Source organism: Thalassospira indica, from assembly GCF_003403095.1.
In the GTDB taxonomy this organism is placed as follows: Bacteria; Pseudomonadota; Alphaproteobacteria; order Rhodospirillales; family Thalassospiraceae; genus Thalassospira; species Thalassospira indica.
This window is the reverse complement of the sequence record NZ_CP031555.1, coordinates 4,345,430-4,358,294: the sequence shown is the minus strand read 5'-3', so window position 1 is coordinate 4,358,294 and position 12,865 is coordinate 4,345,430. Positions and strand designations below refer to the sequence as shown.

The window sequence follows — 12,865 nt, the reverse complement described above, 5'->3', positions numbered from 1 at the left end:
TTACTCCGCGGCCTCGGGTTGGGATGTGCCGCTTTCGGCGTCGAATTTCGCCAGGCGTTCCTCGACCTCGGCGCGCATGCGGCGCACCAATTCAAGTTCACCTTGGAAATCGACATAGTGTGGCAGCTTGATATGTTCGACAAAGCCGGTGGACTGGACATTGTCGCTATGTTCCATCACGAACTCGCTGTCCTGTGCCGGGCCCATGATTTGTTCGCCCATTTCATTGGCGCGCATCGCACGGTCGACCAGCGCCATCGAAATGGCCTTGCGTTCGTTCTGGCCAAATACCAGCCCATAGCCACGGGTAAATTGCGGCAGCTTGGTTTTTGATCCCTTGAACTTGTTGACCGTCTCGCATTCGGTCAGTTCGATGTCACCGATATCAATCGCAAAGCTGAGCTCTTCGGGCTCGATCTCTACCGAAACGGTGCCATAACGGATTTCACCGACAAAGGCGTGGCTGTTGGCATAGCCGCGTTGGGTGGAATAGCCGAGTGCCAGAACAAATCCCTCATCCCCGCGCGACAGGTTCTGCAAGCGCAAGTCACGCCCGGCCGGGAATTTGACCGGCTCACGCGTCAGGTCGGCAACCGGGGCATTGTCATCAACCGGGGTTGGTTCGTCCTGAATAAGGCCTTCATAGTTCAGAATATCATCGAGAACGCGCGGCATGTTTTCATCAACCGGCTGTTCACCTTGCGGTGCTTCGGCGGGCGCTTCGCCATTGGCCATCAGGGTGAAGTCGAGAAGACGATGCGTGTAGTCAAAGGTCGGGCCCAAAATCTGTCCGCCGGGCAGGTCCTTGAAGGTTGCCGAAATGCGACGTGATATATCCATTTCGGCGGTTTTGATCGGCTTGGAAAATGCAAAGCGCGGCAGCGTCGTGCGATAGGCACGCATCAAAAAGATCGCCTCGATCAAGTCGCCACGCGCCTGCTTGATGGCAAGGGCGGCCAGATCGCGATCATAAAGCGATCCTTCGGCCATGACGCGGGTGACGGACAGCGACAGTTGCTGTTCGATCTGATCGGTTTCGATTTCGGCAATGTCTTTGTTGCCCCGGCGCTGCTCGGCCAGAAGCTTGTGCGCATTGTTGATGGCGCGTTCGCCACCTTTTACTGCAACATACATGATTAATTGACCTCTATCCGGGTAGTGCGCGACAGGGCGGCGATCTGGGTTTCGCTTGCGAAAATCACATCAACGCCGCACGGAAACAGGTGATGGTTTTCTGCGCGCCATGCATGGAAGCTTGTGGGCAGCCCCTTGATGCATAGGCTGTGCGTATCCTTGATGCCCGGTCCCTTAAGGGTCATGGACGGGCGATCTGAAATCTCATCGACCATCAGGATCAGTGTTGTGGATTGATCAGGATATTCCGCATTGCCAACCGCAAGGTCGGTGACAAAGGACAGATCATCGGAAATGCGCGCAACCGCAAAATCGGCCTGTTTGACATCCGTGCTGATCGGGCAGCCGCAATGGAATTTCAAATGATCACCGGCGGCCTTGGTTGCGCAGGAAGGCGACAACCAGACAGTGGTATCCATGTCCGCCATGGCAAGGAGCGTTGCGGTCGCGGCTGCATTCAACCCGTCAGGTGCAGATACATCGACCGGCAAATCATAAATGCGGCCGGGACGCGACATGGCATCAAGCAGGGCGCGAAACACGGCGTTTGAATCATAAGCCGCATGGCCGAAACCGGAAAGGACTTCGCTGGTCTGTACGCTCATTCGTCTTCTCCGCGGACAAGGGTGAAGAAATCAACTTTGGTCGCGGCAACCTTGCGGGCGTGGTCGCGTTTGGCAGCGGCCTGTTCGGCGGCCAGGGTATCGATGAAATCGCTTGCCGATCCGTCGCGCAGCATCACCGCATCAAACAGGGCGGCATATTGCGCCTGAATGCGATCACGTCCCTTGACGTAGGAATGCCCGACCGTGCCGTCTGACAGCGTGACGGCACAACGCGTCACGGTCATTTCACCAAGGTTGAAACGCTGCCCGGCACCACCAGCGCGGCCGCGTACCATCACCATGCCGATTTGCGGTTCGCGCAGGTGCGTCCAGCTTTCGCTGCTGTGATTTTCCGACCATTCGGTTTCAAGGCGTGCACGGGATGTGCGGGCCAGAACCGACATCCATTTTTGGCGCGCGGTAACATACGGATCGGTGGGGGTATCTGCATTCCGGTTTTGATCTGTCCGGGCATTCGGGGCGGGGTGCGCCGTCATCAAACTGATCCCTTTTCAACTTATGTCGACAAATTCAAAATTTGTCTAGACGTCTATACCTATTGACGTTATAAGACGATCCAGCACCAAAGGCAAAGGTCTTGCGGTGAAAGTTTTGTGAACGGGGAATGTAATGGATTGGGAACCGGGCCTATCTATATGGAAGCAAATAGAAAAGCAGCTTCTGGCTGATATCTCTGACGGCGTTTTTACGCCCGGCGAAAAGATGCCGACCGAGATGGAATTGGTCCGGCGCTTTGGGGTGAATCGTCATACGGTGCGCCGCGCCATGGCGGCACTTGTCGATTCCAATGTTGTCCGTGTCGAACAGGGGCGCGGGGCGTTTGTTCAGGAACAGATCCTTGACTACCCGCTTGGTTCCAAGACCCGGTTCTCGCAGATCGTATCGGGCCGTCATCGATTGCCCGACAAACGCCTGATCTCGTCCGAGGTCCTCAAAGCCAATTCGACCATCGCGCAGTTCCTCGATGTCAAACCGGGCACGCGGGTGATCGAATTGTTTTCGGTATCCGAGGCCGATGGTGTCCCGCTTGCGGTTGCGACAAGTTATCTTCCCGCCGCGCGCTTTGACGGCATTGTCGAGATATTTGTCGAAACCAAATCTTTAACAGAAGCCCTCAAGCGCTTCGGGATTGATGATTACACGCGAAAGACCACGCGCATTTCGGCAACGCTTCCGTCATCACGTGTTGCCAACCTGCTTAAACAGGCGCGCAATCGACCAGTGATTTCGACCGAAAGTGTTGATGTTGATTCGGCCGGTGCGCCAATCGAATACGGTGTGACCGCCTTTTCAAGCGACCGGGTTCAGTTGATCGTCGAGTAGGGAATGGGACAGCGGGTGTGCTGCCCTAGTATTCCCGACCTGGACGGGCCCTGTAGACCGGGAAGCTTAGCTTGAACTTGATCGCACATGCCCGCATCAGGAATGCGGCAAAGAACGCAATCACGGCAATCGGCCCGCGCGGCAAATCAAGGATCGCAGTGCCAATCACATAGATCCCCGCACCGACCAGCGCACAGGTGATATAAATCTCCGGGCGCAGGATCAGTGGAATTTCGTTACAGACAACATCACGCACCATGCCGCCAAAGGTGGCCGTGATCATGCCCAGAACGATTGCGACCAGCGGGGATACGCCCAGATTAAGGCCGATGGCCGCCCCGGTGACCCCGAACATTGCCAATCCCAGTGCATCGAGCCACAGCAAGGCAACATAGCGTCGTTCCACCAAATGGGCGGTGAAGTAGGTGATGACGGCAGCCCCGATGCAGGTCACAAGCCAGGTGGTGTCGCGTATCCAGAAAACCGGTGTTGCCCCGGTAATGACATCACGCACAGTGCCGCCGCCGATGCCGGTAAAGGTCGCAATCAGGACAAAACCGACCATGTCCATCTGACGACGGGATGCCTCAAGCGCGCCGGTAATCGCAAAAACGGCGACCCCCGCCAGTTCAAGCCAATAGATGATTTCAGTAATCGTCATGATGTCCTTTGCGGGGCCTGCCCGTGATCTGTGGGTTGCGAAACGGGGTGTTCTATCGGCATGCGCAATCTGGTTGCGGCAACATCTTCAAGCTGTTCACGTAACCAGAGATGCGATGGATCGTGCTGATATCTTTGGTGCCAACACATGAAAATTGGAAGATCAAGCGTGCCCTTTTTTAGACCCGCTAGCGGCATCGGCGCACAGGCGAAATCACGCAGCGCATGTTTTTGGAGAAGGCTTGGCAAGGTTGCGATCATATTGCTTCCGCGCAGGAATTCGGCAATGGCGGTAAAGTTCGGTACCCGCAAAACGATGTTGCGTTCAACATCCTGATTTTCAAGCATGTCGTCAAACTCAAGCGTGCGGTTATTGCCATAGCGCACCGTGATATGGCGCGCGGACAGATAATCGTCATCGCTTTGCGGGGCGTCGCGCGTATCCGGATCATAAAACACCATGTAATGATCGGTCAGAAGACGCTTTTGCACGATATCCACACCTTCGGGCGGGCGCGGCGAAATAAGAAGGTCGCAATGATTTTCACGCAACAAGGCCGGTCCGGGCAGAAGGGACGGCACCACCGTCATCCGGATATTGGCAAGCGCGCCTTCCAGATTGCGAAACAGCGTTGGCAACAAAAGATCACGCTGCAGATCGTTGGCGGCAATTGTCAGGCTCATGGATGCGCCATCCGGCTCGAAATGCGCACCACTGGCAAAGGCCTGCATCTGATCAAGAAGAAACCGCGCCTGTTCGGCCAGGTTTTGGGCATGCGCGGTGGCCACGATCCCGCGCCCGGATTTGGTGAAAAGCGGATCGCGCATAATCCGGCGCAATTTGGTCAAGTTGTGACTGACCGCTGATTGCGTTACGCCAAGCCGTTCGGCGGCGGCTGTGACCGACCCTTCTTCAAGAACGGCCAGAAACAGACGCAGCGCATGGCCGTCCAGTTCCAAATGATCAAAATTGCTCATGAATAAGATGATAAATGATGCATTTATTTTATGCAATTGGCCACGCAGGATGCGTTTAACACGGACATTCAACAGTCTGGAGCATCATCTGCGGAGGAAAAATCATGGAATTCTATCAGCGTGACAGAACGCTGCAGCCAGCAGGCTACACCCCGATCTACAAGACATCGGTTGCGCGTTCCCCGCGCCAGTCGCTGCTATCGCTGCGAGGATCCTTGTCGGAAATTACCGGTCCGGTGTTCGGTCAGAACGAACTGGGGCCACTTGATAACGATTTGATCCGCAACTATGCCAAGGATGGCGATCCGATTGGCGAACGTATCATCGTGCACGGTCGGGTTCTGGATGAAAACAACCGTCCGGTGCCCAATACGCTGGTCGAATTCTGGCAGGCCAATGCCGGCGGACGCTATCGCCACAAGAAAGATACCTATCTTGCGCCGATCGATCCGAACTTTGGCGGCTGTGGCCGTGCGCTGACCGATGAAAACGGGTACTACTTTTTCCGCACAATCAAGCCGGGTCCGTATCCATGGCGCAACTACGTCAACAGCTGGCGTCCGGCCCATATCCATTTTTCGGTATTCGGTTCCGGCTTTGCCCAACGCCTGATCACCCAGATGTATTTCGAAGGCGACCCGCTGATCAAGGAATGCCCGATTGTGCATGTCGTCCCGGACGAAGATGCGATCAACCGCCTGATAGCGCCGATTGATCTCAAGGGCTCCGTGCCGCTTGATACCATTGCCTACAAGTTTGACATCGTCCTGCGCGGCCGTCGTTCAACCCTGTTTGAAAACCGTCTGGAAGGAAATTGACCCATGGTTCAAAGCCTTGATTATCTCAAAGAAACCGCCTCCCAGACGGCGGGCCCCTATGTCCATATCGGGCTCATTCCCAATCAGGCCGGTTTTGACATTTTTGAAAACAACTTCACCAACGTTCTGGCCGATGAAAACACCCGTGGGGAACGGATCATCATCGAAGGGCGGGTGGTTGATGGTACCGGAACGCCACTGCGTGATGCGCTGCTTGAAATCTGGCAGGCCAATGCAGACGGGCGTTACAACCACGAACTTGATCATCAGAATTCTGGCAAGGTTGATGAGGATTTCCGCGGCTGGGGCCGGACGGGAACGGATTTCGATACCGCCGTCTATCGATTTGAAACCATCAAGCCCGGCGTGGTTTCCGGTCGCAATGGCAAAGACATGGCGCCGCATATCAACTTCTGGATCGTGGCACGTGGTATCAATATCGGGCTGAATACCCGGATGTATTTCGCCGACGAACAAGAAGCAAATGCGGCTGACCCTGTTCTGAACCTGATCGAACAGAAAACCCGTCGCAAGACCCTGATTGCTGATCGTGATGACAGTGGACCGATCCCGGTCTACCGGTTTGACATCATCTTGCAGGGCGATGGCGAAACCGTGTTTTTTGACATCTAACAGCGCGTAAAACTTTAGGGGTAATGCGGCGACCGCCCTTCGCGGTTGCCGTATTTTTGTTCAATCAACTACTTAAAAAGCCGTCTGCTGATTCTTATATTCACGTTCATAAAAGCGGTGTGGTAAAACAACCGCTGCTGAGGGTTTCAAACACAAAAAGAAGACCCCGGTGATAGAGAGTGAGAGGATCAGCCTTGAACAAGTTGTTACAGGTCGGAATCCGTGTGCAAGTAGCTCTGGCAACAGCGCTGCTGCTGGTTGGCCTGACCGTACTGATGAGCTTTGTGGTCGGAAAGCGATCCGGTGCTGATCTGCAAAAGCAGATTGGTCTGGGCGTTTCTGATATTGCCCGTCAGATGGCTGATGAGCTTGACCGTACCATGTGGACCCACCGTGGCGAGGTTTCGGTCCTAAGCACGCTCTCTGTCCTGCAAGAGCTCGAAGATACCCAACAGATTTCAAGTATCGTCAATCGCCTAAGTCGTGAAATCCCGATCTTTACCTGGATAGGTGTGCTTGATCGCGACGGGACGGTGGTTGCGTCGACGAATGACTTGTTGCTCGGGGCTAATATCGCGCAGCGTCCGGTGTTTCAGTATGGAAAAAATGGGCAGTTCATCGGCGATGTTCACGATGCGAAATTGCTGGCTGAAAAATTCCCGCTTTATAACGGGGAGCCGATCCAGTTCGTCGACATTGCCGTTCCGCTATTTAATAACAACGACCAGTTCACCGGCGTACTTGCCACCCATCTGAGTTGGGAATGGGCCGATAATGTCCGCAAAACCCTTTTTGCCGGACAGGGGATTCATCGCGCTGTAGATATATTTGTCATATCAGCCGATGGCACAGTTCTTTTGGGCGCGGATGGGGCGCTGGTCGGATCATCGCTTGAACTTGATGCCCTGCAGCAGGCACAGCGCAACAATGTCGGGTGGAAGATCAGTACTTGGCCGGATGGCGCGGAATATCTGACCGGGTATGCTCCGGCCGACGGGCACCTTGATTACGCCGGCCTGAACTGGTCAATCCTGGTGCGTCAGCCTGTCGAAGAGGCGCTCGAACCAGTTTATATCCTGCGCCGCGACATTATGGCGTGGGGGTTGGTGTTAAGTATCATCTCCAGCGTGATTGCATGGTGGGGGGCTGGTTTCTTTGTTGGACCGATCGGCAAGATGGCCCGTTCGATCGAGGAGATGAAACGTGGCGAAATTGAACGTCTTCCTGATTTTGATGGCGCAAGAGAAATCAAGATCCTGTCAAACAGCCTTAATGCCTTGCTGGCCAAACTGACAGAGAAGGACGCAGCCCTTGGTCAGATGGAACACATTGCCCATCACGATAACCTGACCGGACTTGGCAACCGTCTGGCACTTGATGTCTATTTCGAACATGCCCTTGCCCATGCCGATCGCCACAAGACCCAGCTTGCGGTCATGATGCTTGATCTTGATGACTTTAAACCGATCAATGACAAGTTCGGTCATTCAGCTGGCGATGATGTCCTGCGCGAGGTCGCAAAGCGGTTGCGCCGTTGTGTGCGCGGTGGCGACCTGGTTGTGCGTCTCGGCGGTGATGAGATGGTGGTGGTGTGTCATGTCGGAGAGAGTGGTGAGGGCGAAGCCACAATGTTGGCCGAACGGATATTGAACGACATCCAGATGCCCTTCATTACCGGTGGCAATCGGGTTTCGATTCATATGAGCATCGGCATCGCCCTTTGTCCGGTGCATGGCAAGACCATCGACGTGCTTCTAAATCAGGCGGATGATGCCCTTTACGCTGCCAAGGCGCGCGGCAAGAACTGTTATGTGCTTGCTTCTGATGAGGGTGAGCCGTCCGGCAGCAAGTCGTCGCTGGCATGAGATGCGGGTTTTCTTGACTTTGTGTCAGGGCATCGCAATAAGCATTTCATGACAATTTCATCCGAAAAAGAACTCGAACAATTGCGCAAGATTGGGCGGATCTGTGCCCGTGCGCGCGATGTCATGGGGGCGGCAGTTGTGCCGGGGATTACAACCGCCGAGCTTGATGTTATCGGCCGCAAGGTTCTTGAGGATGCCGGTGCGGTGTCAGCCCCGGAAAGCGAATACAAGTTCCCCGGTGCGACCTGTATCAGTGTGAATGATGCGGTTGCGCACGGTATTCCCGGGGATCAGGTTCTGGCCGATGGCGATTTGGTCAATATCGATGTTTCGGCATCCCTTGATGGCTATTTTTCCGATACCGGTGCCAGCTTTATCTGCGGCACGGCCAAACCTGAAATCGCCAAGCTGTGCGAAGACGGCAAGAAAGCCATGTGGGCGGGCATCAAGGTGGTGCGTGACAAGGCGCCTATTCGCGAGATCGGGCTAAAGATCGAAATGTTCGCCCGCAAGGGTGGCTATACCCTGATCCGCAATCTTGCCAGCCACGGTATTGGCAAGTCGCTGCATGAACATCCCCACACCATCCCGACCTGGGATGACCCCAAGGAACGCCGCGCCCTTAAAAAGGGGCAGGTGATTACCATCGAACCGTTTCTTTCACGTGGCGCGAAATGGGCCCTTGATAGCGAAGATGGCTGGACGCTGTATGCCGATACCGGTGACGCAACCGTACAGTACGAGCACACCCTTGTTGTAACCGAAAAGGGCTATGAAATCATGACGCTGGGGAATTGATCCCCGTTAAAAATGTTGCAGTTTATGCTGCAGAATTTCGTGCAACATAAAAGCCGCCCGAATGTGTCAGGCGGCTTTTATTTCACGTGTGTTTGATGTGCGGTGTCGCGGTTACGAACCGTATTTTGCCTTGGCTTCGCGACGGCGCGCATGCAGGACTGGTTCGGTGTAACCGTTCGGCTGCTCGCGCCCCTTGAAGACCAGATCACAGGCGGCCGCAAAGGCGATGCTGTCATCGAAGTTCGGGGCCATGTTGCGATAGGTCGGGTCACCGGCATTCTGTTTGTCGACGACGGCGGCCATGCGTTTCATGGTTTCCATCACCTGTTCTTCGCTGCACAGGCTATGATGGAGCCAGTTGGCGATATGCTGGCTTGAAATACGCAGCGTCGCACGGTCTTCCATCAGGCCGACATCATTGATGTCTGGCACCTTCGAACAGCCGATCCCGCTGTCGATCCAGCGCACAACATAACCCAGAATGCCCTGGGCATTGTTATCAAGCTCTTCCTGGATTTCGCTTGGCATCGGTTTGATGTCACCCAGACGCGGAATCGCCAGAATATCATCAAGGCTTGCACGTTCGCGTTTGCCAATCTCGTCCTGAACCGCACGGACATCAACCTGATGATAGTGGATGGCGTGCAGGGTTGCCGCGGTCGGTGACGGAACCCAGGCGCATTTCGCACCGGCCTTGGGATGGCCGATCTTGGCTTCCATCATTTCGGCCATGCGGTCCGGTTTGGCCCACATGCCCTTGCCGATCTGGGCAACGCCCTTCATGCCGCATTCAAGACCGATATCGACGTTCCAGTTTTCATAAGCCGCGATCCAGTACTGGTCTTTCATCGCTTCCTTGCGGACCATGGGGCCGGCTTCCATGCTGGTATGGATTTCATCACCGGTACGGTCAAGGAAGCCGGTATTGATAAAGACCACACGGTCCTTGGCGGCACGGATGCATTCCTTGAGGTTGACCGTCGTGCGGCGTTCCTCATCCATGATCCCGACCTTGAGCGTATGTTCGGGCAGATCAATCGCCTTTTCGACAAAGGCAAACAGATCGTTGGTCAGCGTGACTTCTTCGGGGCCGTGCATTTTCGGCTTCACGATATAGACGCTGCCATGGCGGGAGTTCGAAAGTTCGTTATTGCCGATCACGTCATGCTTGGCGATCAGGCTGGTAACCATGGCATCAAGGAAGCCTTCCGGGACTTCGTCGCCATTGGCATCAAGCACCGCGTCGGTGGTCATCAGGTGACCGACATTACGGATCAGCATCAGGCTGCGGCCCGGCAGGACAACTTCAGTCCCGTCAAAGCCCTGATAGGTCCGGTCCGGGTTCAGACGACGGGTGATTGTCTTGCCACCTTTTTCGAATTTTTCTTCAAGCGTGCCTTTCATCAGGCCAAGCCAGTTGCGATAGGCAACGGTCTTATCCTCGGCATCAACGGCGGCAATCGAATCTTCGCAATCCTGAATGGTGCTGACCGCAGATTCCAGGATGACATCACACACGCCCGCGGCATGTTCCTTGCCAATCGGATGCGTCGGGTCGATATGGATTTCGATATGCAGGCTGTGACGGCGCAGCAGCACATCGGTCAGCTTGCCGCCCTTTTCGTTATAACCGATGAACTGGGATGGCAGCTCAAGTGCGGTTTCGCTGCCATCAGACAGGGTGACAACCAGCGTCCACCAGCCTGATGCGTCTTCGCGCACTTCGTATTTTGTGGCGTCGGCATGTTTGCCGGTTGCAAGCGGGGCGGCTTCATCAAGGAAGTTCGCGGCATAAGCCACAACCGCAGCACCGCGTTTCGGATTGAATGACTTGGTCTTTTCCTTGCCGTCGGCTTCGTCGATGACATCGGTGCCATACAGCGCATCATACAGGCTGCCCCAGCGCGCATTGGCGGCGTTAAGCGCATAACGCGCATTCATCACCGGCACGACAAGCTGCGGACCTGCGACCCGGCCAATCTCCGGATCGACATGGGTGGTGGTGATATAGAAATCATCGCCTTCGGGCAGCAGATAACCGATCTCGGTCAGGAATTCCTTGTAGGCAGCCGGGTCGCGTGGCTGGTCCTGACGCGACAGATGCCAGTGGTCGATCTTGGCCTGCAATTCGTCGCGCTTTGCCAGTAGCGCCTTGTTGCGTGGTCCAAGTTCAGTGACGAGCTTTTCAAAGGATGCCCAGAACTGATCGGAACTGATCCCGGTTCCCGGAATGACTTCGTTGGCCACCAGATCGTGCAGCACTTTTGCAATCTGAAGTCCACCTTCTTGGATGCGTTGGGTCATGTTTTCTCTCACCAGACTTGGAACTGTTTCGGGCGATTAATATGGCTTTGCCGACGAACACATAAAGCGCGGCAAACGCAACTCGCCTATCGTTGGTTCACAACATATGGGTTGAAGCAGGCCCGGGTCCACAGCAGGTTTCAAAATTGCGGGATGTTTTCCGCATTATGGAAGCCTGATCATTCTGTCCTAATCGACAGAGGTTCACATCTTCTTGTCTGCATTCGGATCCGTCGTACTGTCCGTCTCTGCCGGCGGTACCTGTCCGATGTCGTCGGGATGTGCCGTGCCATCCGGCGTCAACACATCCTGCAGATCATGCGGGTCCATTGGTTTTGTGTCACTATCTGGCTCTGTGCTGTCGTCTTCGTCATTGAGACTGATGTCGTCGGTAATCGGTGACAGCTCAAACGCCATTGGCGTTGTGCGCGGTACGGCAACGAACTGACCCTGTTCCTCGATCGAGATACGACGGCCAAAGCCTGCGCGGTACATGGCAAAGCTCGCAACGCAAATGCCAACGATTGAAAACAGGACCGGCAAGGCCCACGGGCCGAAATAACCGATTGCACTGGATCCCAGAATTGGACCAAACGCAGCAGACCCGCCATAAATGATCAGAAGGCCACCAGATGCAGGAACAATGTCCTCCGGTTCAAGGTAGTCATTCACATAGGCCACAGCCAAGCCGTAAACCGGCATGATGAACACGCCGGTGATCCCGCCCCAGACCGTCAGATTGTCGCGGACAAGATCCGGCGCAACCAGCGGGAAAAATCCACAGATCGCAAGTCCGGTCAGAACGAAAATCATCACATATTGGCGCGGCACCATGTCCGAAATCTTGCCGATCGGAAATTGCATGATCATGCCGCCAAGAATGACGAAGAACATAAAATAGGCGATTTCATTGGTCGCAAGACCGAGGTCAGCGGCGAAAACCGGCCCGACACCATAAACCGCCCCCGAAAGCACGCCTGCACCCGATGCGGCAACAAAGCCCAGCGGCGAAATCTTGTAAAGACGGCGGAATGTCATGCGTTCACCGCTGACCGCAGACGGCGGTGGCTGACGGGTCAGGGCAAGCGGAACGAGCGACAGCGAAAGCAGGACGGAGGCCACCGTAAACAGCTCGAAACTGCTGACCGGGGCACCGTTCAGCAACAGCTGACCAATCGCCAGCCCGCCAAGCGAAACCGTCATGTAAATCGCGATTGTCCCACCGCGCGATGTATTGTCCGCCTGTGCGTTCAGCCAGCTTTCAATCACCAGATACAGGCCCGAAACACACAGGCCGGTCATGATACGAAACAGCGACCAGGTAATCGGATCAACCAGAACGGCATGTAAAAGCGTGATGGCCGATGCGGCCGATGCCAATGCGGCAAATGTCCGGATGTGGCCGACCCGGTTGACAAGGCTCGCTCCCCAGATGATGCCGGCAACGAACCCGATATAATAGGATGCCATGATGATACCGGTATAGACCGGCGCAAATCCCTCAGCGGATGCACGCAGTGCAAGCAGCGATGATTGCAGAGATGCCCCACTATTCAGCGCAAACGCCGCGAAAAGCGTTGCAGACAGTGCAATAATAAGGGCGACCGGCGAACGCGGCATGGCATCCTCGTTTGAGTTTCAATCAGGCAGGCACCCTGCGGCAAGGGGATCGACCGTGTCAATCCTTACAAGCCCTTGGCACACAAGGGGAATAGTGCATTTTGTG

The 12,865-nt window shown here is 55.2% G+C and carries 12 protein-coding genes; 5 read left to right on the top strand and 7 right to left on the bottom strand.

All coding sequences use genetic code 11. The features are described from left to right. From DY252_RS20370 to phnG, 3 genes are read right to left on the bottom strand one after another with little or no spacing between them, the layout of a single operon-like run. Entirely contained in the window at nt 1-1,134 is a 1,134-nt protein-coding gene (locus DY252_RS20370) for a carbon-phosphorus lyase complex subunit (protein ID WP_064788671.1), read from the bottom strand. 2 nt (nt 1,135-1,136) lie between these two features. Continuing rightward, nucleotides 1,137-1,739 carry a phosphonate C-P lyase system protein PhnH gene (phnH, locus tag DY252_RS20365; RefSeq protein ID WP_064788672.1) on the bottom strand — a complete coding sequence of 201 codons (603 nt, stop codon included), beginning with the start codon at nt 1,737-1,739 and terminating at the stop codon, nt 1,137-1,139. After that, nucleotides 1,736-2,236, bottom strand: coding sequence for a phosphonate C-P lyase system protein PhnG (gene phnG / locus DY252_RS20360; RefSeq protein ID WP_064788673.1), 501 nt, complete (start codon nt 2,234-2,236; stop codon nt 1,736-1,738). Before phnG ends, phnH begins: the two co-directional genes overlap by 4 nt. Nucleotides 2,237-2,369: 133 nt before the next feature. Between phnG and phnF the strand changes: the two genes are divergently transcribed. Continuing rightward, nucleotides 2,370-3,083, top strand: a complete 714-nt coding sequence (gene phnF, locus DY252_RS20355; protein ID WP_064788674.1) for a phosphonate metabolism transcriptional regulator PhnF — start codon at nt 2,370-2,372, stop codon at nt 3,081-3,083. Between the two features lie 25 nt (nt 3,084-3,108). Here phnF and DY252_RS20350 read toward each other — a convergent pair whose 3' ends face one another. Then, nucleotides 3,109-3,744 carry a trimeric intracellular cation channel family protein gene (locus DY252_RS20350; RefSeq protein WP_063089269.1) on the bottom strand — a complete coding sequence of 212 codons (636 nt, stop codon included), beginning with the start codon at nt 3,742-3,744 and terminating at the stop codon, nt 3,109-3,111. Further along, complete coding sequence (locus tag DY252_RS20345) at nt 3,741-4,721, bottom strand: LysR family transcriptional regulator (RefSeq protein ID WP_064788675.1); 981 nt, start codon at nt 4,719-4,721, stop codon at nt 3,741-3,743. The genes DY252_RS20350 and DY252_RS20345 overlap by 4 nt, the downstream gene beginning before the upstream one ends. A gap of 104 nt (nt 4,722-4,825) precedes the next feature. Between DY252_RS20345 and pcaH the strand changes: the two genes are divergently transcribed. The 4 genes from pcaH to map all read left to right on the top strand — a co-directional run bounded on the left by pcaH (nt 4,826) and on the right by map (nt 8,835). Further along, nucleotides 4,826-5,539 (top strand): protocatechuate 3,4-dioxygenase subunit beta, encoded by a 714-nt coding sequence (gene pcaH / locus DY252_RS20340; RefSeq protein WP_129542778.1) that lies wholly within the window; start codon nt 4,826-4,828, stop codon nt 5,537-5,539. Nucleotides 5,540-5,542: 3 nt separating this feature from the next. After that, nucleotides 5,543-6,172 (top strand): protocatechuate 3,4-dioxygenase subunit alpha, encoded by a 630-nt coding sequence (pcaG, locus tag DY252_RS20335; RefSeq protein ID WP_064788677.1) that lies wholly within the window; start codon nt 5,543-5,545, stop codon nt 6,170-6,172. A gap of 194 nt (nt 6,173-6,366) precedes the next feature. Then, nucleotides 6,367-8,037, top strand: coding sequence for a GGDEF domain-containing protein (locus tag DY252_RS20330; protein ID WP_082923453.1), 1,671 nt, complete (start codon nt 6,367-6,369; stop codon nt 8,035-8,037). Nucleotides 8,038-8,085: 48 nt separating this feature from the next. Then, nucleotides 8,086-8,835 (top strand): type I methionyl aminopeptidase, encoded by a 750-nt coding sequence (map, locus tag DY252_RS20325; RefSeq protein ID WP_064788678.1) that lies wholly within the window; start codon nt 8,086-8,088, stop codon nt 8,833-8,835. A 111-nt stretch (nt 8,836-8,946) separates the two neighbouring features. On the opposite strand, the gene DY252_RS20320 is transcribed toward map, so the two are convergent. Together DY252_RS20320 and DY252_RS20315 are read right to left on the bottom strand one after the other, a co-directional pair. Next, nucleotides 8,947-11,139 carry a malate synthase G gene (locus DY252_RS20320; protein ID WP_064788679.1) on the bottom strand — a complete coding sequence of 731 codons (2,193 nt, stop codon included), beginning with the start codon at nt 11,137-11,139 and terminating at the stop codon, nt 8,947-8,949. A gap of 204 nt (nt 11,140-11,343) precedes the next feature. Further along, nucleotides 11,344-12,759, bottom strand: coding sequence for an MFS transporter (locus DY252_RS20315; RefSeq protein ID WP_064788680.1), 1,416 nt, complete (start codon nt 12,757-12,759; stop codon nt 11,344-11,346). Between the last annotated feature and the right edge of the window lie 106 nt (nt 12,760-12,865).

Coding starts and splice junctions, on each gene's coding strand:
- DY252_RS20370 (WP_064788671.1), bottom strand. CDS start 1,134: ATGTATGTTGCAGTAAAAGGTGGCGAACGCGCCATCAACAATGCGCAC.
- phnH (WP_064788672.1), bottom strand. CDS start 1,739: ATGAGCGTACAGACCAGCGAAGTCCTTTCCGGTTTCGGCCATGCGGCT.
- phnG (WP_064788673.1), bottom strand. CDS start 2,236: ATGACGGCGCACCCCGCCCCGAATGCCCGGACAGATCAAAACCGGAAT.
- phnF (WP_064788674.1), top strand. CDS start 2,370: ATGGATTGGGAACCGGGCCTATCTATATGGAAGCAAATAGAAAAGCAG.
- DY252_RS20350 (WP_063089269.1), bottom strand. CDS start 3,744: ATGACGATTACTGAAATCATCTATTGGCTTGAACTGGCGGGGGTCGCC.
- DY252_RS20345 (WP_064788675.1), bottom strand. CDS start 4,721: ATGAGCAATTTTGATCATTTGGAACTGGACGGCCATGCGCTGCGTCTG.
- pcaH (WP_129542778.1), top strand. CDS start 4,826: ATGGAATTCTATCAGCGTGACAGAACGCTGCAGCCAGCAGGCTACACC.
- pcaG (WP_064788677.1), top strand. CDS start 5,543: ATGGTTCAAAGCCTTGATTATCTCAAAGAAACCGCCTCCCAGACGGCG.
- map (WP_064788678.1), top strand. CDS start 8,086: ATGACAATTTCATCCGAAAAAGAACTCGAACAATTGCGCAAGATTGGG.
- DY252_RS20320 (WP_064788679.1), bottom strand. CDS start 11,139: ATGACCCAACGCATCCAAGAAGGTGGACTTCAGATTGCAAAAGTGCTG.
- DY252_RS20315 (WP_064788680.1), bottom strand. CDS start 12,759: ATGCCGCGTTCGCCGGTCGCCCTTATTATTGCACTGTCTGCAACGCTT.